The organism is Plantactinospora sp. KLBMP9567 (assembly GCF_033446045.1).
Taxonomy (GTDB): Bacteria; Actinomycetota; Actinomycetes; order Mycobacteriales; family Micromonosporaceae; genus Plantactinospora.
Map to the genome: position 1 here is coordinate 16,289 of NZ_JAWQRR010000017.1, position 21,592 is coordinate 37,880.

At 72.3% G+C, this 21,592-nt stretch carries 17 protein-coding genes; 12 read left to right on the forward strand and 5 right to left on the reverse strand.

Translation table 11 applies throughout. The features are described 5' to 3' along the window. The first annotated feature begins 96 nt into the window (after positions 1 to 96). Positions 97 to 810, forward strand: a complete 714-nt coding sequence (locus R6Y94_RS13315; protein ID WP_318396128.1) for a hypothetical protein — start codon at positions 97 to 99, stop codon at positions 808 to 810. Between the two features lie 256 nt (positions 811 to 1,066). Here the strand turns inward: R6Y94_RS13315 and R6Y94_RS13320 are convergent, their stop codons facing one another. After that, entirely contained in the window at positions 1,067 to 2,077 is a 1,011-nt protein-coding gene (locus tag R6Y94_RS13320) for a DUF5954 family protein (protein ID WP_318396129.1), read from the reverse strand. A 199-nt stretch (positions 2,078 to 2,276) separates the two neighbouring features. After that, positions 2,277 to 2,753 carry an ABC transporter permease gene (locus R6Y94_RS13325; RefSeq protein WP_318396130.1) on the reverse strand — a complete coding sequence of 159 codons (477 nt, stop codon included), beginning with the start codon at positions 2,751 to 2,753 and terminating at the stop codon, positions 2,277 to 2,279. 128 nt (positions 2,754 to 2,881) lie between these two features. On the opposite strand from R6Y94_RS13325, the gene R6Y94_RS13330 reads away from it, so the two are divergent. From R6Y94_RS13330 to R6Y94_RS13355, 6 genes are all read left to right on the forward strand, one after another. After that, positions 2,882 to 3,148, forward strand: a complete 267-nt coding sequence (locus R6Y94_RS13330; RefSeq protein WP_318396131.1) for a hypothetical protein — start codon at positions 2,882 to 2,884, stop codon at positions 3,146 to 3,148. Between the two features lie 261 nt (positions 3,149 to 3,409). Beyond that, positions 3,410 to 4,594, forward strand: coding sequence for a serine hydrolase domain-containing protein (locus R6Y94_RS13335; protein WP_318396132.1), 1,185 nt, complete (start codon positions 3,410 to 3,412; stop codon positions 4,592 to 4,594). A gap of 492 nt (positions 4,595 to 5,086) precedes the next feature. Then, positions 5,087 to 8,851, forward strand: a complete 3,765-nt coding sequence (locus R6Y94_RS13340; protein ID WP_318396133.1) for a CARDB domain-containing protein — start codon at positions 5,087 to 5,089, stop codon at positions 8,849 to 8,851. Between the two features lie 170 nt (positions 8,852 to 9,021). Beyond that, complete coding sequence (locus tag R6Y94_RS13345) at positions 9,022 to 10,188, forward strand: AAA family ATPase (protein ID WP_318396134.1); 1,167 nt, start codon at positions 9,022 to 9,024, stop codon at positions 10,186 to 10,188. 23 nt (positions 10,189 to 10,211) lie between these two features. Then, a complete protein-coding gene (locus R6Y94_RS13350) occupies positions 10,212 to 10,502 on the forward strand; it encodes a hypothetical protein (protein ID WP_318396135.1) in 291 nt (96 codons plus the stop codon). Positions 10,503 to 10,767: 265 nt separating this feature from the next. Continuing rightward, positions 10,768 to 11,988, forward strand: coding sequence for an ROK family protein (locus tag R6Y94_RS13355; protein WP_318396136.1), 1,221 nt, complete (start codon positions 10,768 to 10,770; stop codon positions 11,986 to 11,988). Between the two features lie 190 nt (positions 11,989 to 12,178). On the opposite strand, the gene R6Y94_RS13360 is transcribed toward R6Y94_RS13355, so the two are convergent. After that, positions 12,179 to 12,454 (reverse strand): beta-galactosidase, encoded by a 276-nt coding sequence (locus tag R6Y94_RS13360; protein WP_318396137.1) that lies wholly within the window; start codon positions 12,452 to 12,454, stop codon positions 12,179 to 12,181. A gap of 302 nt (positions 12,455 to 12,756) precedes the next feature. Between R6Y94_RS13360 and R6Y94_RS13365 the strand changes: the two genes are divergently transcribed. From R6Y94_RS13365 to R6Y94_RS13375, 3 genes are read left to right on the forward strand one after another with little or no spacing between them, the layout of a single operon-like run. Further along, positions 12,757 to 14,034 carry an ABC transporter substrate-binding protein gene (locus R6Y94_RS13365; protein ID WP_318396138.1) on the forward strand — a complete coding sequence of 426 codons (1,278 nt, stop codon included), beginning with the start codon at positions 12,757 to 12,759 and terminating at the stop codon, positions 14,032 to 14,034. Positions 14,035 to 14,047: 13 nt separating this feature from the next. Beyond that, a complete protein-coding gene (locus R6Y94_RS13370; protein WP_318396139.1) occupies positions 14,048 to 15,025 on the forward strand; it encodes a sugar ABC transporter permease in 978 nt (325 codons plus the stop codon). Next, a complete protein-coding gene (locus R6Y94_RS13375) occupies positions 15,022 to 15,885 on the forward strand; it encodes a carbohydrate ABC transporter permease (RefSeq protein WP_318396140.1) in 864 nt (287 codons plus the stop codon). Before R6Y94_RS13370 ends, R6Y94_RS13375 begins: the two co-directional genes overlap by 4 nt. Positions 15,886 to 15,933: 48 nt before the next feature. Here the strand turns inward: R6Y94_RS13375 and R6Y94_RS13380 are convergent, their stop codons facing one another. After that, positions 15,934 to 17,913 carry a DUF2264 domain-containing protein gene (locus R6Y94_RS13380; protein WP_318396141.1) on the reverse strand — a complete coding sequence of 660 codons (1,980 nt, stop codon included), beginning with the start codon at positions 17,911 to 17,913 and terminating at the stop codon, positions 15,934 to 15,936. A gap of 311 nt (positions 17,914 to 18,224) precedes the next feature. Between R6Y94_RS13380 and R6Y94_RS13385 the strand changes: the two genes are divergently transcribed. Next, the gene (locus R6Y94_RS13385) at positions 18,225 to 19,424 is read left to right on the forward strand and encodes a PHB depolymerase family esterase (protein ID WP_318396142.1); all 1,200 of its coding nucleotides are present in this window, start codon (positions 18,225 to 18,227) and stop codon (positions 19,422 to 19,424) included. 282 nt (positions 19,425 to 19,706) lie between these two features. On the opposite strand, the gene R6Y94_RS13390 is transcribed toward R6Y94_RS13385, so the two are convergent. Then, on the reverse strand, positions 19,707 to 20,705 hold the full coding sequence (locus tag R6Y94_RS13390) for a sigma-70 family RNA polymerase sigma factor (RefSeq protein WP_318396143.1): 999 nt from the start codon (positions 20,703 to 20,705) through the stop codon (positions 19,707 to 19,709). A gap of 136 nt (positions 20,706 to 20,841) precedes the next feature. Here R6Y94_RS13390 and R6Y94_RS13395 point away from each other — a divergent pair, with 136 nt between their 5' ends. Next, positions 20,842 to 21,480, forward strand: a complete 639-nt coding sequence (locus tag R6Y94_RS13395; protein WP_318396144.1) for a maleylpyruvate isomerase family mycothiol-dependent enzyme — start codon at positions 20,842 to 20,844, stop codon at positions 21,478 to 21,480. Positions 21,481 to 21,592 lie beyond the last annotated feature (112 nt).

Genomic DNA, 21,592 nt, shown 5'->3' on the forward strand with positions numbered 1-21,592 from the left:
CGCCGGGTCCCGTCGTTTCCGACAAACCCGGACCACCGACGGGGCCGGGAACCAGGTGGCGGGGGCGCGGCTCGTCCCCGGTGGAGGTGGTCAACGATGCGTACCCGTCGCCTGCTCGCCGCCGTCGCCGCGACCCTGGTCGGGCTGGCCGGCACCCTGCTGCTCGTCCCGACACCCGCCCGGGCCGGCAACTGGGCGGTCACCGTGCTGGACCCGCTGCCGGACCGGCTGGAACCGGGCCGGGGCTACACCGTCGGGCTCTGGGTGCTCCAGCACGGTTTCCACCCCTACGAGGGTGATCTCGGCCGGGTGGCGCTGCGGCTGGTGGACGGGAAGGGCACGTCGGTGTCGTTCGCAGCGTCGGCGCTGCCGGAGCCGGCGCACTACGCCGCGGCCGTCGCGGTACCGCACGCCGGTGCCTGGACGGTGACCGCCGTACAGGGCCGGTTCGCGGACTACCGGATCGGTACCCTCACCGTGCCCGGCGGGATGGCGGTGCTCGGCGTGCCAGCGCCGCTGCAACCGGGCCAGACCGAGAAGTACTGGCCCGGCGCGATCCGGCCGCCGACGGTTCCGGTCGACCCCGACCGGGACCCGTTCGCGGCGGTCGCCGCCCCGGCACCGGCCGACGACCGCAGTGCCGCCGCCGGGCCGGCCGGGTCCCGGCCCGCCCCGGAACCGGCGACGAGCACGCCCCGGCGTGCGCTGCTGGTCGCCGGCACGCTGCTGGTCGCGGCGGCCGTCGGGCTCGGGCTCGTCGTCGGGTACCGGCGGCGGCCCCGGCGCGCCGACCGACCCAGCACCGTCTGAGGGGGATCGGCGGCTTCGGGCTGCCCCTGGTCCCGTCGCTGCCGTCCGGCCTCTTCCTCGGCGTAGAGCCGCGTCGCGCAGGTGTGGCCCGACCGTGACAGCGTGCGGAGTGCCGGAGCTGGCCTTCGGCGGAATCCGCCAGGCCGTGCCGGCCGGCGGCAGGTCGATCGCGGTGATCCGCGACCAGCACGGCCCGACTGGCCGCGTCCGCCGGCCGCCGACACGGTGGCCCCGATCCACACCTTCCCGCGGCTGCTCACTCCGGGTCGGGTAGCAGCCCCTGCTCACGTAGTTGCTGGCAGTGCAGCTCCGGCGGCGGTTCCGGATCCCAGTCCGAGGGTCGGGGGCCCTCCGGGCCGTCCGGGCCGACCCGGACGAACCGCTCCACCCGGGTCACCCGGCAGCGGACGCCCCGGATCTCGAACTCGTCCGTACGGGGAGCCTCGAACTCCTCCATTGCCCGGGTGTACGCGGCCCGGATCTCCTCCAGCGACGCGTCTTCGTGCGGCACGATGTCACTGAACCGGAAGGCCGCCGAGTCGCGGGCGGCCTGCGGCGTCGGGTACGTGGCGAACGACCGGGGTTGCCAGCTCCCGTGCACGTACTCGCCGATGGTGAAGCCGACCGGCAGCAGCACCACGTTCGGATGGGTGGCCAGCGCCCGGCGGGAGTCGGCCCGGACGTCGTCCGGGACGATGCCGGCCTTGTAGTACGCGGGGACCATCTCGATCCGCAGCAGGCCGTCGGCGAGACCGGTGCTCGCGGCCGGGTCGATGACGAAGCCCTCCTCCTGGCACCGCACGTCGCGCGTCTTGCCCGGCGGGTACGGATCCGGGTCGGTGGGCCGGGGTGGTTCGGGTCCGTCCGGCCCCATCCGGATGAACGGCTGGGCGCGGATGATCCGGTATCGGCGGCCGTACACGGTGAGGTCGTCGACCACCTCCCAGTCGAGCAGCCGGATCGCCTCCTGGTATTCCCGCCGCTCGGCCGCGTGCCCGGAGGTCTCCGGTGTCTCGCTCAGCAAGCGCCGGAAGTACGAGCCGAGGGCGTCCCGGCTGCCCTGTGGCTGGTCGCCGCTGAGGCTGAGGATCCGCCACCGGCCCGCCACCTCCTCGGCGTAGCCGAAGACCGGTGCGCCCCACATCAGCTTCGGATAGGCGAGCGACCGGCGCCGGGCGTCGTCCTCGGAGACCGCCGACACCGGATCGTTCCGTTGCGCTATCCGGATCAGCAGATGATCCGGCACCTGCCTACCGTGATGGGTCATGCACGCAGTGTGCCCCGGTCGTATTCGATGCGCAGCCCTCCGCGGCTCCTCGTCAGTCCCCAGCGTCCACGCGAGAATCTACGTGGCTCGATGTGACGGCCGCCGCCGACCTGGCGGCGGCCACCGTTCGACACCGGCTACCCACCGGCGGCGCCCCTGGTGATCCGGCCCGCCGGCCCGCGCCCGTCCCGGCTGCCCTCTACGGTGTGCCGATCGCCGTCAGTACGTCGGTGCGGGCGGCGTTGTGGGCCGGCCACTCCGCCGCCAGCACACCGGCGACGGCCATGGCCAGGAGCAGCCCGCCGATCGAAGGCCAGGGGAGGGCGGTCTCGCGGATCGGCTGACCGAGCACGGCATGCTGGAACATCGCGCCGATCATCGCACCGACCCCGATCCCGAGCACACCGCCCACCACGGCGATCAGCACCGACTCGATCCGGACCATCGCCCGGACCTTCCGCCGCCGCATCCCGATGGCCCGGAGCAGGCCGACCTCGCGGGTGCGTTCCAGGACCGACAGCGCAAGAGTGTTGACGATGCCGAGCAGGGCGATGAGCATCGACAGGCCGAGCAACGCGGTCGACATCCAGACGAGCCCGGACAGCTGGCTGGCCTCCTCGCGGATGTACCGGTCCGCGGTGTAGAGGATCACGTCCGGCCGGTCCCCGATCGACAACCGGACCACGTCGCCCGGCGACCAACCGCGCTGCGCCGCCAGCGACTCTGCCGCGAACGCACCGTCGAAGCCGATGAACCGACCAACGACGAATCGACCGGTCGAAGCCGATCGAAGGGGGCGAGCTGATGGGCTCGGACGCGTGGACGATGCTGCTGGTGCTCGGCATCTTCACCCTGGCGACCACCGTGGTGGTCGTGGTCATCTGGCAGGCGTTCGCCACCTGGCCGGCCAGGGCGACCCTGGCCCGGGAACGGGAGTACCGCGCGCTGGCCGAAACGGCCGTTGCCACCCAGGAGAAGACGGAACGCCGTCTCGAAGAGGTAACCGGCCAGTTGGCCGAGATCCGCGACCGCGTCACCGCCCTCGAACGACTGCTCCGCGAGGTGGAATAGCCCGATGCCCCGTGCCGCCGTTGGCTGGGCCGGGCATCCGGATCACGGCCGCCGGCGTCCGGAGTCGCGGTGACCATGTCGACGGCCAGTCGAGTAACGAGATTCCCAACGATGACTATCGTCCTAGGATGCTTTAGGGAGAGTGGGCTCGACCACCTCCCCGGGCCGGCCGGGGGAGATCCCCTCCGGGCAAACACCGATGTGGCGGTATCGACCGACTTCATAGGCTCGGGCCAGGTGGTCGAGGGGGAGGAGACCGACATGTCCAAGAAGCTCAGTCGAGGCGCCCGGTGTCTGGTGGTCATCGCTGCGGTGGCCGCGATGCTCGGCGTCGCCGTGGCGCCGACGGCGTCCGCTTCGGCGTCCGTCGACAGTGCACGATGGCTGCGGACCGGCGTGGCGGACCTGCACGCCCTCGGCGTCACCGGCGTGCAGGGTCTGGCCCGGGACGGCGTACGCGACAGCTATGCCCGGGCGGGGACCCGCGACCTGACCACGGGTGCGCCGGTACCCCGGGACGGGTACTTCCGGATGGGGAGCAACACCAAGACCTTTGCCGCCGTACTCGTTCTGCAACTCGTCGGCGAGGGCCGGCTCCGGCTCGACGACACCGTCGAGCGCTGGCTGCCCGGCGTGGTGGCAGGCAACGGCAACGACGGCCGGCGGATCACCGTCCGGCAGCTCCTACAGCACACCAGCGGGCTCTACAACTACACCCGCGACCTGCCGGGTCTCTCCTCCGCCGAGGGGTACGCCCGGCACCGGTTCGACCACTACGAGCCTGAGGAACTGGTCGCGCTGGCCATGGCGCACCCGCCGATGTTCGCCCCCGGCACGAGCTGGGACTACTCGAACACCAACTACATTCTGGCCGGGATGCTGATCGAGCGGGTGACCGGCCGGAGCTGGGCGGCCGAACTGCGGGACCGCATCCTGCGGCCGCTGCGGCTGACCGAGACGTCCACGCCGGGGGACCGGGCGCACCTGCCCGGGCCGCACGCCAGGGGCTACCAGCAGTGGGAGCCGGGCGGGCCGCTGGACGACACCACCCTGTTCAACACCACCATGGCCTACACGGCCGGCGACCTGGTCAGCACCCCGTCCGACCTGGTCCGCTTCTGGCAGGCGCTGCAACAGGGCCGGCTGCTCGCCCCGGCGCAGTTGGTCGAGATGCGGCGTACCGTGCTCGCCGAGACCTTCCAGGACTTCCTGCCGGGCGCCCGCTACGGGCTCGGCATCATGTGGGCGCCGAACACCTGCGGCGGCTACTGGAGCCACGGCGGCGACGTGCCCGGGATGAGCACCGTCAACGGTGTCACCACCGACGGCCGGCGGGCGATCGTGCTCTCCCTGACGACCCAGTTGGCCGGGGACGAGGCGGCACTGCCCGTACTGCGCCGCGCGGACGAGATCGTGGCGGACGCGCTCTGCGGCAGCGCGGGGTAGCCGCGCCGCGACACCGCCGGTAGCCGGCGTGCCCACCCGCCCCGTGACCACCGGTCACGGGGCGGGTTGCCGCGTGTCCGGCCGGGCGTCGGTCCGCCGAGGTGGCATCGATCGGGGTGGAAGCGTTGACGAGCCAGTAGCACGCCGGTAACCTTTGGCCAACCTCCTGCAAAAACAGAACAGATCCCTGCTCTGTTCTCCACTCTCAAGCGGAACTTCTGTACAGGCTGCTCCTCCCGCTGGTGGTGCACCTCGGTCCGGAGAGGCCGGTGATGCGATCGGCATACCCCGCACCGGTCTGACCCGCTCCGGTGACCGCGCTGGTCACCCGTCCCGGGTCCGACCGACCGGCACCACTTCCACCGCGCTGACCCCGGCAACCGATCCGGCCGCCCACCGCTCCCCGCACGGCCGGTCTGCCGCCTACCCCCGCCGCCGCGACCGTGGCCCCCGCCACCGGCGCGGAACCGTCCCTCAGCGAAAAGGACAGTGATGAGACGCTCCGATCTGGTCCCGGCGACGGCGACGACGGTCGCCGCCGCCGTGATCGCCACCCTGGGGTTGTGGGTGCCCGCCGCGCACGCGGCCGGCGCGGCACAGCCCGACCGCCAACAGACCGTCGCGGCCGATCCGGTCAGCCGGCCGGACCTGGCCGCCGCGCTGGCCGAGGTCAATCTCGCCCAGAGCCGCCCCACCCAGGCCAGCGGCCACGCCGACGTCTACGACTCGTCCCGGGCCGTCGACGGTAGCCAGGGCAGCTACTGGGAGAGCGTCAACAACGCCTTTCCGGAGTGGCTCCAGGTCGACCTCGGCTCGGCGGTCCCGGTCAACCGGGTCGTCCTGAAGCTGCCGACCGCCGGCTGGGGGACCCGTACCCAGACGCTGAGCGTGCAGGGCAGCACCAACGGGTCGTCCTTCGGCGACCTGACCGCGTCCCGGACGTACACCTTCAACCCGGCGGTCGACGGCAACTCGGTGACGATCACCTTCGGGCAGACCAGCACCCGCTACGTCCGGATCACCATCACCGCGAACAGCGGCTGGCCGGCCGGGCAGATCTCCGAGCTGGAGGTCTACGGCCCGGACGGTGGCGGCGGCACCGACACCACCCCGCCGAGCGTTCCCGGCACGCTCTCCTACACCCAGTCCGGCACGGCGATCGCGCTGAGCTGGGGCGCCTCGACCGACAACACCGGCGGCAGCGGCCTGGCCGGCTACAACGTCTACCGCAACGGCGCGCAGGTGGCGTCGCTCGGCACCGTGACCAGCTTCAGCGACACCCAGCCGACCGACACCACCGTGTCGTACTTCGTCCGGGCCCGGGACGTGGCGGGCAACCTCTCCGGCAACAGCAACACCGTCACCCGGACCGGTACCCAGCAGCCCGGCTGCACCAACGTCGCCCGGGGCAAGCCGGTCACCGCCACCGGCTCCACCTTCAGCTTCGTACCGGCGAACGCCGTCGACGGGGCGCTGAGTACGTACTGGGAGGGGTCGCCGAGCTATCCGCAGAACCTCACGGTCGCGCTCGGCGCCAACCACGCGATCACGGCGGTGCAGGTCAAGCTGAACCCGGATCCGGCCTGGGGCACCCGTACCCAGAATTTCCAGGTCCTCGGCCGGGACCAGGCCGCGACCACCTACACCGGCCTGGTGCCGGCGGCGAGCTACCAGTTCGTGCAGGGCAGCAACGTGGTGGTGATCCCGGTCAGCGCGACCACGGCGGACGTGCAACTCCGGTTCAACTCCAACACCGGCGCCCCGTCGGGCCAGGTCGCCGAGCTGGAGGTCTGCGGCACGCCCGCGCCCAACCCGGACCTGGTGGTCACCTCGACCAGCTGGACGCCGGCCGCGCCGACCGAGACCACCCCGGTCACCCTCTCGGCCACGGTCCGCAACAACGGCTCGGCGGCGGCCGCCGCGACCACGGTCAACGTCAGCCTCGGCGGCACGGTCGCCGGCAGCGCCCCGGTGCCCGCGCTGGCCGCCGGTGCCTCGGCCACCGTCACGGTGAACGCCGGCACCCGGCCGATGGGCAGCTACCCGGTCGTCGCGGTGGTCGACCCGACCAACACGATCGTCGAGCAGAACGACGCCAACAACAGCTTCACCGCGCCGTCGCCGCTGGTCGTCGGCCAGGCCCCCGGCCCGGACCTCCAGGTGACCGGCATCGCCTCGAACCCGCCGAACCCGGCGGTCGGGGCCGCGGTGACCTTCACGGTGTCGGTGAACAACCGGGGTACCGCCGCGACCGGCGCGACCACGGTCACCCGGGTGACGGTCGGCGGCACCACGCTGAACACCAACACCCCGTCGATCGCGGCGGGTGCCACCAGCACCGTGGCGATCAGCGGTAGCTGGACCGCCACCAGCGGCGGCGCCACCATCACCGCCACCGCCGACGCCACCAACACCGTCGCGGAGACCAACGAGGGCAACAACGTACGCACCCAGTCGATCGTCGTCGGGCGGGGCGCGGCGGTGCCGTACGTGTCGTACGAGGCGGAGGCCGGCCGTTACCAGGGCACCCTGCTGGAGGCCGACCCGCTGCGTACCTTCGGGCACACCAACTTCGCCACCGAGTCCTCGGGGCGCAGGTCGGTCCGGCTGAACAGCACCGGCCAGTTCGTCGAGTTCACCTCGACCAACGCGGCGAACTCGATCGTGGTGCGCAACTCCATCCCGGACGCACCGGGCGGCGGCGGCATCGAGGCCACCATCAGCCTGTACGTCAACGACACCTTCCTGCGCAAGCTGACCCTCTCCTCCCGGCACAGCTGGCTGTACGGCAACACCGACGACCCGGAGGGGCTGTCGAACAGCCCGGGTGGCGACGCCCGGCGGCTCTTCGACGAGGCGAACGCGCTGCTGGCCCAGTCGTACCCGGCCGGCACCCGGTTCCGGCTCCAGCGGGACAGCGGTGACACGGCGGCGTTCTACGTCATCGACCTGGTCGACCTGGAGCAGGTTGCCCCGGCGACCGGCCAGCCGGCGGGCTGCACGTCGATCACCCAGTACGGCGCGGTGCCGAACGACGGGCTCGACGACACCGCCGCGATCCAGCGGGCGGTCACCGACGACCAGAACGGTGTGATCGGCTGTGTCTGGATTCCGCCGGGGCAGTGGCGGCAGGAGCAGAAGATCCTCACCGACGACCCGCTGAACCGGGGCCAGTGGAACCAGGTCGGGATCAGCAACGTCACGATCCGGGGCGCCGGGATGTGGCATTCACAGCTCTACACGCTGACCGAGCCGCACCTGGTAGTGGGCGGGATCAACCACCCGCACGAGGGCAACTTCGGCTTCGACATCGACGCCAACACCCAGATCTCCGACATCGCGATCTTCGGGTCGGGCCGGATCCGGGGCGGGCCGGGCGGCGCCGAGGGTGGCGTCGGGCTCAACGGCCGGTTCGGCGAGGGCACCCGGATCAGCAACGTCTGGATCGAGCACGCCAACGTCGGGGTCTGGGTCGGCCGGGACTACGACAACATCCCGGCGCTCTGGGGACCCGGCGACGGGCTGGAGTTCACCGGGATGCGGATCCGCAACACGTACGCCGACGGGATCAACTTCACCAACGGCACCCGGAACTCGCGGGTCTTCAACTCGTCGTTCCGGAACACCGGTGACGACGCCCTGGCGGTCTGGGCCAGCCGTTACGTCCGGGACACCTCGGTCGACATCGGTCACTCCAACGCCTTCGTCAACAACACGATCCAGCTTCCGTGGCGGGCCAACGGCATCGCGGTCTACGGCGGGTACGGCAACCGGATCGAGAACAACCTGATCTACGACACGATGAACTACCCGGGGATCATGCTGGCCACCGACCACGACCCGCTGCCGTTCTCCGGGCAGACGCTGATCGCCAACAACGGCCTCTACCGCACCGGTGGCGCGTTCTGGGGCGAGCAGCAGAAGTTCGGCGCGATCACGCTCTTCCCGGCCACCCGGGACATCGTCGGGGTCACCATCCGGGACACCGAGATCGTCGACTCGACGTACGACGGCATCCAGTTCAAGACCGGTGGCGGCAACATGCCGGGCGTCGTGATCAGCAACGTCCGGATCGACCGGTCCAACAACGGCGCCGGCATCCTGGCGATGAACGGGGCGCGCGGCAGCGCGACACTGTCGAACGTGACCATCACCAACTCGGCCACCGGCAACATCGTGGTCGAGCCGGGGTCGAGCTTCACCATCACCGGTGGGCAGCCGGCCTTCCGGCAACCGCGCAAACCGGCCGTCGACTGACTTCTCTGCAGGCGTCAGGTCCGGGCCCGACCGGCCACGGGCGTGCTCCCGGGTACCAGCACCGGGTGCCGCCGGTGGCCGGTCGCGCGGTGGGGCCTCGCGTTCTCCTGGACCGGCGGCGGGTCCGCGTCCGCACCCCGGGCCGGTCGGCCGCGCCGTAACCTGGGCGGGTGATCAGCACCCTGGCCGTGCAGAACTACCGGTCGCTGCGCAGCCTGGTCGTGCAGTTGGGCCGGCTCACGGTGGTGACCGGGGCGAACGGCACCGGCAAGTCGAGCCTGTATCGGGCCTTGCGGCTACTGGCCGACTCGGCCCGCAACGGGGCAGTCGCGGCACTGGCCCGGGAGGGCGGGCTGCCGTCGACGCTGTGGGCGGGGCCGGAGACGATCGGCCGGGCGGTCCGGGTCGGTGAGTACCCGGTGCAGGGCACGGTCCGGCGCGGCCCGGTCAGCCTGCGTCTCGGCTTTGCGGGCGACGATGTCGGGTACGCCGTCGACTTCGGGCTTCCCCCGCCGTCGAAGAACTCGCTCTTCACGCTGGACCCGGAGATCAAGCGGGAGGCGGTCTGGGTCGGGCCGCTGCTGCGCCCGTCGGCGTTGCTGGCCGAGCGGTCCGGGACCGCGCTGCGGCTCCGCGACGGCCGTTCGTGGCGGGCGGTACCGGACGCGGTGCACCCGTTCGACAGCATGCTCAGCGAGTACACCGATCCGCAGCGCGCCCCGGAGTTGCTCACCGTACGCGAGCGGATCCGGTCCTGGCGCTTCTACGACCATCTGCGTACCGACGCGGCCGCACCGGCCCGGCAGCCGCAGGTGGGTACCCGGACCCCGGTGCTCGGTCCGGACGGCGCGGACCTGGCCGCCGCGTTGCAGACGATCCGGGAGACCGGTGAACCCGACGCGCTGGCATCCGCCGTCGACGCCGCGTTTCCCGGCAGCGAGCTGGCGATCGGCATCGAGGCCGGGCGGTTCGAGGTGCGGCTGCGCCAGCCGGGCCTGCTGCGGCCGCTGGGCACCGCCGAACTCTCCGACGGCACGCTGCGGTATCTGCTCTGGGTCGCCGCGCTGCTCAGCCCACGCCCGCCGGCGCTGCTGGTGCTCAACGAGCCGGAGACGAGCCTGCATCCCGAACTGTTGCGACCGCTGGCCGGGCTGATCGTGGCCGGCTCGGCGCGTACCCAGGTGGTGGTGGTCAGCCACGCCCGGGCGCTGACCGGCGCGTTGGAGCGCGACGCGGCGGAACTTACCCCGGTCGAGCTGGTGAAGGAGTTCGGCGAGACCCGGGTGGCCGGCCGGGGCCGCCTGGACGAGCCGGCCTGGCAGTGGCCGAAGCGGTAGCGGGTTGGCCCCAGCGTGCCGCGGTGGTCTCCGGGGACTGGACGCGCATCTACGGGTACGGCCCGTTCGATCTGTTGGTCCTGGACGGTGGTGGCAACGGCAAGCAGGGCGTGCCGGCCGATCCCGAGCGGTTGCTCCGGCCTGCCGGGTCGGTCGTGGTCGACGACTTCACGCCGCTGACCGGCTGGCCGCCGATGCTCGGTGCCGTGCCGGACGCCGCCCGGCTCGGCTGGCTCGACCATCCGGCGCTGCTCGCCACCGAGGTTCGGCTGGCGCCGGACCTCTCCACGGTGATCGGCACCCGCCGCCCCTGACCGGCGCGGCCCTCCCCGGCCGCCGCGTCGCCCCGGGGTACCGGACGGCACCGCCGTCCGGTGCGCCCGGTCCGACCTCGCCGGTGGTGCGGCCACTGCTCCGGCCTTGCCGGCGGCTGGTGCGGCCACTGCTCCGGCCTTGCCGGCGGCTGGTGCGGCCACTATGTCGTCTGCTTATCATAAGAGTTAGTCGATGTCTTCGACGAGCGCCATCCGGGCGCCGAGGTGCGCCGGGTGCCGGCCACGAAGGGTCTAGAGTTTCGCCGTGAAGCGCACCTCCAGGGACATCCGGATCGCCAACCGCTTCGAGGTGCTGCGCAGGATCATCGGCGCGCCGATGGTGTCGCGGCAGCAGATCGCCCATGACACGGGGCTCAGCCTCGCCACCGCGGCGAACCTGATCGGTGAACTGCTGGAGTTGGGGCTGCTGGTCGAGGTGGGTTACCAGGATTCCGGTGGCGGCCGGCCCCGGGGGATGGTCTCGGTCAACCCGGCCGGCGGAGCGCTGGTCGGCGTCGACGTGGCCGAGACGTACGTGCACGTCGACCTCTTCGACGCCGGGCTGGGAGTGCTGGCCAGCGTCGAGGAGGAGTTGCACCCGACGGAGAACCGCCCCGAGCAGGTGGTGGCGCACATCGCCTCGGCGGTCGGCGCGGCGTTCGCCGGGGCCGGCGTCGACCCGGAGCGGGTGCTCGGGGTCGGGGTCAGCGTGCCCGGCCAGGTCGACCGCGAGGGCGGGGTCTCGGTGTACGCGCCGAACTGGGATTGGCACGACGTACCGCTGCGCAACCTGCTGGCCGGTTCGCTGGATCTGCCGTTCTATCTGGACAACCCGCTGCGTGCCTGTGTGGTCGCCGAGTTGTGGTTCGGGGCCGGCCGGGGGCGCGACGACGTGGTGGTGGTCAATCTCGGCACCGGGGTCGGCGCCGGGCTGGCCTTCGGCGGTGCGCTCTACCGGGGCGCCACCAACAGCGCGGGGGAGTGGGGGCACACCACCCTGGTGGTCGACGGGCGGCTCTGCCACTGCGGCAGTCGCGGCTGCGTCGAGACGTACGTCGGCGCCCCCGGCATCATGCAGACACTGCGCGACCTGGCGCCGAACAGTCCACTGCTGCACCCCGAGGACCAGACCGCGACCATCGAGGCGCTCGCCGCCGGGGTGGCCGCCGGAGACCCGGTGGCCGCCAAGGTGGTCACCGAGACCGCCCGCTATCTCGGCGTGGCGGTCGCCGACCTGGTCAACCTGGTCAACCCGGAGGTGATCGTACTCAGCAGTTGGGTCGCCGCCCGGCTCGGCGAGGCGCTGCTCTCCGAGGTCCGGGCGGTGGTGGCCCAGCACGCGCTGAGCCGGCCGCTCGCCGCGACCGAGATCACGCTGTGCCGGATCCCCGGCAACCCGGTCAGCCTCGGCGCGGCGACCTTCGCCCTGAAACGGTTCCTCGCCGGCATCGGCACCACCGCCGGGGGCCTCATCCGGCAACGCTGAGGCTTCCGGCTGCCCGCCCCCGCCCCGGCGGGAGCCGTCGGGCGAGTCCTGTCACGGGTCCACCGCGACAGGTGCCTGGATGCCAACGAGCAGGGCTGGATGCGGCTCAGCCGGCGCGGAGTGCGGCGAAGCCGCGTGGTGGGATCCGGACGCCGTCCGGCAGCGGGTCAGGCCGGTCCGCCGGCGTACGTCAGCAGCAGCACCTCCGCGGCCTCCGCGGTGGCCGGTTCGGTCCACAGCCGACCGAAGGCGCCGTTGCCGTCCGGGCCGACCGGCAGCGACTCCGATGGGTGTGGCTGAACCACGGCGGCGGGGCGGCGGTGGCCAGGTCGGCGGCGATGCCGTGCCGGGCGAGCAGGCCGAGCAGGCGGTCGAGCCAGTCGAGGTCGTAGCGGCCGGGTGCGGGCTCCAGCATCGCCCAGGCGAAGACGCCGACGGTGACCAGACCGACCTGGGCCTGGCTCATCAGCCGGACGTCCTCGGTCCAGACCTGTTCCAGCCACCCGGACGTCCTCGGTCCAGACCTGTTCCGGCCACTGCGCGGCGTTGTAGTCGCCGCCGAAGGCGACGCCGGGCAGGGCCGGGAGATCGAAGGCCATGCCCAGGTCGTCCGATCTGGACGAGGCGGGCGTCAACCGACCACGCGGGCTTATTCTTTGTCCTTGACGAAGTAGTTTCAGAATCCTAGGCTTCGGCTCACCCCAGCGACGCCATTCACGGACTCCGATGCACGCGGCTGCTGTCAGCGCGCGAGAAGGAAGGCTCACCATGAGCGGTACCCGTTCCGGCCTGTCCCGACGGCGCTTCCTCGGCGGCTCGCTGCTGGTCGTCGGCGGCGCCGTGCTGCCCGCCTGCCAGTCCGACCCGATCGGCGGCGGCGCGGGATCGGCCAAGGTCACCCTCAACCACTGGTACCACGAGTACGGCGAGCAGGGCGCCCGGGAGGCCGCCCTGCGCTACGCCGCCGACTACACCAAGCAGAACCCGGACGTCGCGGTCAAGGTGACATGGGTGCCGGGCGACTACAAGACGAAGTGGCAGTCGTCGGTGCTCACCCCGGAGGGCCCCGACGTGTACGAGATCAACGAGGTCACCCCGGACATGGTGGCGCAGCAGCAGGTCGCCGCCCTCGACGACATCCTCGGGTCGGCCAAGGCGGAACTCAACCCGCACGCACTCAGCCCGCTGACCCACGGCGGCAAGGCGTACGGCGTACCGATGATCATCGACGTGATGCTGCTCTATTACCGCAAGAGCCTGCTCGCCGCCGCCGGAGTCGCGGCACCGGCCACCCTCACCGAACTGGTCGGCGCGGCCAAGGCGCTCACCAGGGGCAAGACCAAGGGCATCTTCGTCGGCAACGACGGGGTCGCCGGCATGCGCATTCCACTGTCGTTCTCGGTCGGGCAGAGCGTGCTGACCGACCGCAGGGTCAGCTACGCCACCCCGGAGATCGCCGACGCCTTCGCCGTGGCCCGCCGGATGTTCACCGACAAGTCGATGCTGCTCGGCTATGCCACCGAGTGGTACGACCCGGGCGCCCTCATCACCGGCGCCACCGCGATCGCCTGGGGCGGGCTCTGGGCGCTGCCCCGGATCAGCAAGGAACTCGGCGACGACTTCGACCTCGTACCGTGGCCGGCGCACGGCCCGACCGGCAAGCCGGTGGTGATCCTCGGCGGCTGGTCCCAGGTGGTCAACGGCAAGAGCAAGCACGTCGACGAGGCGAAGAAGTACGTGCAGTGGCTCTGGCTACAGAACAACGAGGTGCAGCAGGACTGGGCACTCAGCTACGGCTTCCACGTGCCGCCCCGGGCCGGGCTGGCCGCCGAGGCCGAGCCGTTGCGGACCGGGCCGGCGAAGAAGGTCGTGGACCTGCTCAACCAGTACGGCACCCGGACCACCGCGCTGTGGGCGCCGACGGTCAGCAAGCCGTACGACGACGCCGCCTCCGACATCATCCGCAAGAACGCCGACCCGCTGGCGACGCTGACCGCCGCGGCGGGCCGCTCCCAGGAGGCGCTCGACAAGCTGCCCACGGTCTGAGGCCGAGGTGACCGTGCGTGCCGGTCCGCCGGAGGCCGCCCCCGGCCCGGCGGTCCGCCCGGCGCCCGCGCCGCCGGGGCGCCGCCGGGTGGACTGGTCGGCCTGGCGGGCCTTCGGCCTGCTGACCGCGCCGCTGCTGGTCGGGCTGCTGCTCTTCAAGTACGTCGCGATGGGCTGGGGACTGCTGCTCAGTTTCAGCAACGCCCGGGGCACCATCGCGCTCGGCGACTGGGCGGGGCTGGCGAACTACCGGACCCTCTTCGGCGATCCGCGGTTCCGTACCTCGCTGTCGATGATCGTGGTCTTCACACTGGTGATCGTGCCGCTGACCTTCGCGATCGCGCTCGGGCTGGCCGTACTCGTCAACCGGCTGCGCCGGGGCCGGGCGCTGTTCCGGACCACGTTCTTCCTGCCGGCCGCCGTCTCCTACGTGGTCGCCTCGCTGATCTGGAAGATGAGCCTGTTCAGCGGGGTACCGTCCAGCGCGGCCAACTCGCTGGCCGCCCTGTTCGGCCAGGAGCCGACCGCGTGGATCGCCACCGTGGACCCACCGCTGTACTGGGTCGTGCTGGTCACCGTCCGGCTCTGGTTGCAGATCGGTCTCTACATGATCCTGTTCCTGGCCGGGATGCAGGAGATCCCCGGCGAGCTGTACGAGGCCGCCCGGGTCGACGGCGCGGCGGGCCAGTGGCGGCTGTTCCGGCACATCACCTTTCCGCTGCTGCGTAACACCTCGGTCGCGGTGACCCTGCTGCTGGTGATCGCAGCGTTCCAGGCGTTCGACGAGTTCTACAACCTGCTCAGCACCGGCCTGGCCGGCGCACCGGGGCCGGACGGCCGTCCGCCGCTGGTCTACCTCTACGACGTCTCGCTGGTCCAGCAGGACTACGGCCTGGGCTCGGCGGGCGCGTTCGTGGTCACCCTGCTGATCGTGCTGGTGACCCTGGTACAGGGCCGGCTGGTCGGATTCGGCCGGAGGGACGGCGCATGAGCCACGACCGCCTCCCGCGCCGCCGCACCGTCCGGCCGACCGGCCGGGCCCGGATCGGCAGCTACCTGGCGGCCGTCGTCTTCGCGGTGCCGTTCCTGCTCCCGTTCTATCTGCTGCTGCGCAACTCGCTGATGACCCAGGCCGAACTCGGCGCCCTGGAGTGGCGCTGGTGGCCGGAACGGATCAGTTTCACCGGCTTCACCGACGCGTTCGACAACAGCACCGCCCCCCTGGGCCGGGCCCTGCTGAACTCGGCACTGGTGGCGATCGTCTCGGCCCCGGTCTCCACGCTGCTCGCCTCGATGGCCGGATACGCGGTCGCCCGGATCCGGGTCGTCGCGGCGCGGCCGGTCTTCCTGCTGGTCGTCGCGACCATGATGGTGCCCGGCGCGGCCACCTTCGTGCCCACCTTCGTGGTGGTCGGCTCGCTGGGCGGGGTGAACACCCTGTGGGGGCTGATCGTGCCGGGACTGTTCAACGCCCTCGCGGTGCTGCTGTTCCGCGGCTTCTACCTGCGTTTCCCGCAGGAGATCGAGGACGCGGGCCGGATCGACGGCCTCGGCCATCTCGGGGTCTACCTGCGGCTCGCGCTGCCCAACTCGGCCGGCCTGCTCGCGGCGCTCGGCGTACTCTCCTTCGTCGAGCACTGGAACTCGTTCCTCTGGCCGCTGGTGATCGGGCAGGATCCGGCGCTCTGGACCGTCCAGGTGGCGATGTCGACCAACCTCACCGCACAGGCGATCAACCTGCCGGCGCTGTTCGCCAGCGCGGTCGTCTCGGTCGTGCCGCTGGCTCTGGTCTTCCTGGCCGCCCAGCGCTGGATCGTGCGCGGGATCATGGCGACCGGGATCAAGGGCTGACCCTCGGCCGGCCCGCCGCCGGCCGGCCCGCCGCGGGCCCGTCCAGGGTCAGTCGTCCAGGGACGGCGCGTCCAGGGTCAGCTCGTCGCGCTCCCCGTCCGGCCAGCGTAACTCGACGGCACCACCGGGGCCGACCGTGACCTCGGGCAGTTCGGGCGGGGTCGCGCCGGTCAGCAGCACCGCCGCCGCGTAGACCTCGGCGGGGCGTACCGGGCCGGCGGTCTGGACGAACGGGACCGCCGAATGCCCGCCGAAGGCGTTCGCACCGGCCCGTTCGACCACCCCGGCGACGGGCAGCCCGCGCAGCCCGCGTACGGTCGAGGTCAGGCCGTCCGGGCGGCGGGCGGTGGCGCCGGAGGACCGCACCAGCACCTCCGGCGGCATCTCTCCGGCCAGCGTGTAGCCGCCGATCCGCAGCGTCCACGGGCCCGCGCCGTCCGGGACCGTGCCGACCCGGGCCAGCCGGATCTCGACCGCTCCGCGCAGCACCGACGCGGTGTACAGCCACGGGCCGGTCCGGAAGGCCGGCTGGCGCGGCGGCCAGACCCGCTCCGGGGCCGGCCCGACCGGCCAGTGCGTCCGGTACGCGGAGCTGCCGGTCCGGCCGCGTACCCCGAACGGCCGCAGCGGCCGGCGGTGCGCCGGCTCGCCCGCCGGGTCGACCAGCGTGACGCAGTTGTCCAGCACCGAGCCGTCGTACTCCGGGCCGGCGTGCGTGGCGTACGCGTACCGGGAGTAGCCCGGCTCGTCGGTGCCGAGCGTCTCGTCGGCGGCATGGTCGGTGCCGTGGTTCACCACCCGCACCACCCCGTCCGCCGTGGTGCCGGAGACAAGCCAGCCGGGCACCGGCAGGGCGAACGTCACGTCCCGTTCCTCGACCGCCAGCGCCTGTTCCCGCGCCGTCCACACCGGATGGCCGGGCGGCAGTACCAGTCCGGTGAAGCCCTTGCTCGACCAGTACGGCGAGCCGGGCCCGGTGTACGGCTGCCGGATCGCCGGGAACGCGCCGTACCAGCCGATCGGCTGGAACCCCTCGGGCTGTCCCGGACCACCGTCGGGCCGACCGGAGCCGGGCTGGAAGTGTCGCAGCACGCCGCTGGCGAGCCGCCGGGTACGGCCGGGCGGCAGCGGAGTGGCCTCGAAGACCGCACCGGCCCAGACCGGGGCGAGGGCGGCGTACCGGTAGGTCAGCGACCGGCCCTGGTGCAGCGGGGCGCCGTCCGGGGCGTACAGGTGCTGTGCGCCGGTCAGGTAGGCGTGCAGCCGCTCCCGGTATCGGGACCACAGCTCGGCACCGGCGTGCTCGCCGGAGATCCGGCAGTACCAGAGCGGGTAGAAGTTCATCGCCCAGCCGGCATACCAGTCGAAGTTCCGGGCGGTGCCGGCCCCCTCCAGGCCGTCGGTGTACCAGCCGTCGCCGAGATACCACCGCTCCATCCCGGCGATGTTCCGCTCGATCTCCTCGGCTGACCACGGCCCGCCGACCGATCGGAGGAACGCCTCGACCACGTTCTGGAACCACCACCAGTTGCAGGCCGGATACGGCTGGCCGATCACCTCGGCGAGCCAGCCCACCACCCGGTCCCGGACCCGGTCGTCGAGAGAGTCCCAGAGGACGTGCCGGGACTCGTGCAGCGCCAGCGCGATCGACGCCGCTTCCACCTTCGCCTGGTTCACCTCGGTGACCCGGGGCCACCGCTCCGGCGAGTCCGGATCGACTCCGGCGGCGAGGCCCTCGGCGTACCACTGGGCCAGCCCGCCGTCGGTGCCGTGCGCGAGCCGGAAGCCGGCGGCCAGGAAGGTCCGGGCGAAACCCTCCAGCCCGTCACTGCGCCGCCCCGAACTGCTCACCGGCCCCGGCAGCTCGATCAGCGCGTGCCCCGGCGAGGCGTACGGCCGCACGGCCGCCAGCATCCGGTCGACCGTCCACTCCCAGTGCGCCCGGCTCCACCCCGTGTACGGCGACAGTCGCCGGTCCTCGCCCGGTGCCGGCGGCCCGGGGCGGGGTCCGGATCGGACCTTGCTCATCGGACCGTTACCGTCGGCGTGCCCGGGCCGGGAACGGCAGGGGCCGGAAAGACGAGGACCACCTCCAGCAGGGTACCGGCCGCGACCCGACCGGGTGGAGCGCCAGGCGTCGATCCCGGCGCGACGACGAGCCCGCCCGGCGGGCGTCGACGCGACACCGGGCCGCCCGCCAGCTCCGGTGCCATGGGGATCGCCATCATTTCGATGTCCGGAAATGTGTGACGCCACGCCATGTCGGCGGTTCGTCCCAGGGTCGTAACGTCGCGGCAACTTCAGCGTGATCCAGCCCACACCGCCGTCGGAGGCTCACCATGCGCCACAGACCCGTCCTGGCCCGCCTCGTGCGGGCCGCCCTCGTGCCCGTACTGGCCGCGGTGGGCGTACTCGCCGTCGCCGGGCCCGCCGGGGCCGCCACCTTCGGCCAGGTGACCGGCTTCGGCTCCAACCCCGGCAACCTCACCATGTACGCCTACCGGCCGGACAACCTGCCCGGCAACGCCCCCGCGGTGGTGTTGCTGCACGGCTGCGCCCAGAACGCCAACGGCTACTTCGGCAACTCCGGCTGGCGCAAGTACGCCGACCAGTGGGGATTCGTGCTGATCGTGCCGGAGCAGAAGTCGGCGAACAACTCCACCTCCTGCTTCAACTGGTTCGAGCCGGGCGACACCGCCCGGGGCCAGGGTGAGGCGCTCTCCATCAAGCAGATGGTCGACCACGCCCGGAGTACCTTCGGCATCGCCGCCAACCGGGTGTACGTCAGCGGGCTGTCCGCCGGTGGGGCGATGGCCGCGGCGATGCTCGCCAGCTATCCGGACACCTTCGCGGCCGGCTCGATCGTCGCCGGCATCCCCTACCGCTGCGCCACCAGCATGGTCAACGCGTTCAGCTGCATGAACCCGGGTGTCGACCGGAGCCCGGCGCAGTGGGGCGAGCTGGTCCGCAACGCGTACCCGGGCTACTCCGGCGCCCGGCCGAAGGTCGCGATCTGGCACGGTACCGCCGACTACACGGTCGGCACCGCCAACAGCAGCGAGTCCCGCGACCAGTGGACCAACGTGCTCGGCGTGTCGCAGACCCCGACCGGCACCTCCAGCCTGCCCGGCGGCACCACCCTGGAGACCTACGGCGCCGACCAGGTGCGCCTCTACCGGGTCGCCGGCATGGGGCATGGCACTCCGGTCGACCCGGGTTCCGGGGCCGAGCAGTGCGGCACCGCCGCCGCGTACTTCCTGGACACCATCTGCTCGGCGTACCGGGACGCGCTCTTCTTCGGCCTCGGCACCGGCACCGACCCCGGCGACCCGGGTGACCCCGGCGATCCCGGCGACCCGGGCGAGGATCCGGTCTGCGTCACCGCCAGCAACTACGCCCACGTCCAGGCGGGCCGCGCCTACCAGTCCGGCGGGTACGCCTACGCGCTCGGCTCGGGCGCCCGGATGGGCCTCTACAACGTCTTCGCCACCACCACCCTCCAGCAGACCGGCCCCGCCCACTGGGTGATCGGCTGCTGAACGGGCGTGGCCGGTGCCGTCCCCCGGGCGCCGGCCCACCCGGTGGCTCCGGCCGTCCCGACGCGTCCGGAGCCACCGGGCCGGTGACTCAGCCGGCCCGGTCGCCCGCGCCCAGCTCCTGGGTCGGGTTGACCAGCGTTGCCGTCAAGATCGTGCAGGTGGACCAGCCGCTGGCGGGGCTGGTCGGGGGTGGCGATGATCGGCTGCGCGGTTGTCACGGCAGGTTCCTCCGAGTGTCCGTCGCAGCACTGTCGCAAGGGGTACGGGCCGGGAAGCCGGAACTCATCGGTCGGCCGGCCGCACCTCGCCCGGCTGACCGAAGAGGGTGACCAGCCGATCGGCGTCGAGAAACGTGGTGACACCGGCCACCAGCCCGTCGACCACGTCGAGCAGGACCAGCCCGAACGGCAGATAACCGCCATCGTGGGCCGGCCGGAGCTGCCAGAACGCCGGGGACCCGTTCGCCGCGACCGGTACGAGGCGGGCACCCGCGCACGACGCCTCCGGATCCAGCAGTGCCACTCGGATCTGGTTCCGGCCCCGCAACCAGAATCGGAACGGCGGCATCGACATCGTGGCGTCCTCGTGCAGCAGTGCCACCAGCACCTCGACGTCGTGCCGCTCGAACGCGTCGCAGTACCGGGCGAGCAGATCGCGCTGGGTCCGGTCGGCCGGCCGGAACGGTTCGCCGGGAGCCTGGTCGACCGTCCGCAGTGTCGACCGCGCCCGCTGCAACGCGCTGGTCACCGACGCCACCGTGGTCTCCAGCAACTCGGCGACCTCCTCGGCCCGCCAGCACAGCACCTCGCGCAGGATCAGCACTGCCCGCTGCCGGCGTGGTAGGTGCTGCAATGCGGCGACGAACGCCAGCCGGATCGTCTCCCGGCGTACCGCCAGCTCCGCCGGATCGCCGTGCATCGGCAGTACGGCGCCGTCCGGGACCGGCTGGACGAAGGTCCGCTCCGGTGCCGGTGCGCCGATGCCCGGCCCGTCGGCGGCCGCGCCGAGGTCCATGGCCAGCGCCCGACGCTGCGCGCTGCGGAGCATGTCCAGGCAGATGTTCGTCGCGATGCGGTAGAGCCAGGTCCGCAGCGAGCCGCGCCGCTCGTCGTACCGGTCGAACGACCGCCAGGCCCGCACCAGCGTCTCCTGGACGGCATCCTCGGCCTCGAACCCGGAGCCGAGCATCCGGTAGCAGTAACCGGTCAGCTCGGTCCGGAACGGCTCCAGCCGGAACGTCTCCGCGTCCAGGCCGGATGTGCCCACGGTCGTCTCCGCCACCCGTCCGACCCTACCCAGCCCGACCGGCAGCGCCGTGACCACGGACCCGGCCGGGGACCGATGAGTTTCCGGCGCCCACCCCGTATTCCCGGTAGGGCCGCCCCGGGCCGGTGGCGGCCGGACAGGAGAACAGTCGATGAACGAAGATCATTTGTGGGCCGAGCTGCGGGCGGAACGCCGGGAACAGGTGGACCTGCTCGCCGCACTCCGCCCGGAGCAGCGGGACGCACCCACGCTCTGCGCGGGCTGGCGGGTACGCGAGGTCGTCGCACACACCACGCTGCCGTTCCGGAGCGCGTTCGGGCGTACCGTCGTGGAACTGCTCAAGGCCCGGGGAAGCTTCGACCGGATGGCCGACCGGTGCGCCCGGCGCGACGCCGCCGAACTCCCCGCCGAGCGCCTCCTCAGGACGTTGCGGGACAACATCGGGCACCGCTGGACACCACCGGGTGGCGGCGTGCACGGCGCGCTCTCGCACGACGTGATCCACGGACTGGACATCACCGTCGGGCTCGGGATGGATCGCCGGGTGCCACCGGACCGGGTCGGTCTCGTGCTGTCCCGGATGAAACCGAGGAGCGTCGCGTACTTCGGGGTGGACCTCTCCGGGATCGCGCTGCACGCCACCGATCTCGGCTGGAGCTACGGCACCGGCAGCCCGCTCCGGGGCCTCGCCCAGGACCTGTTGCTGGTGATCTGCGGGCGTCGGCTGCCACCCGGCCGGCTCGACGGCGAGGCGGTCGCCCGGTTCTCCGGGCATCCCGGGTCCCGCTGACCCGTCCCGCCGGCACCGTCGTCCGGGCAGCGCCCACGACGGCCGGGCCTGCCGTGCCGGGCGGAGGGATCAAGCCTGATCGCCCGGAGCCAGGCACGGCAGGCCCGGCCCA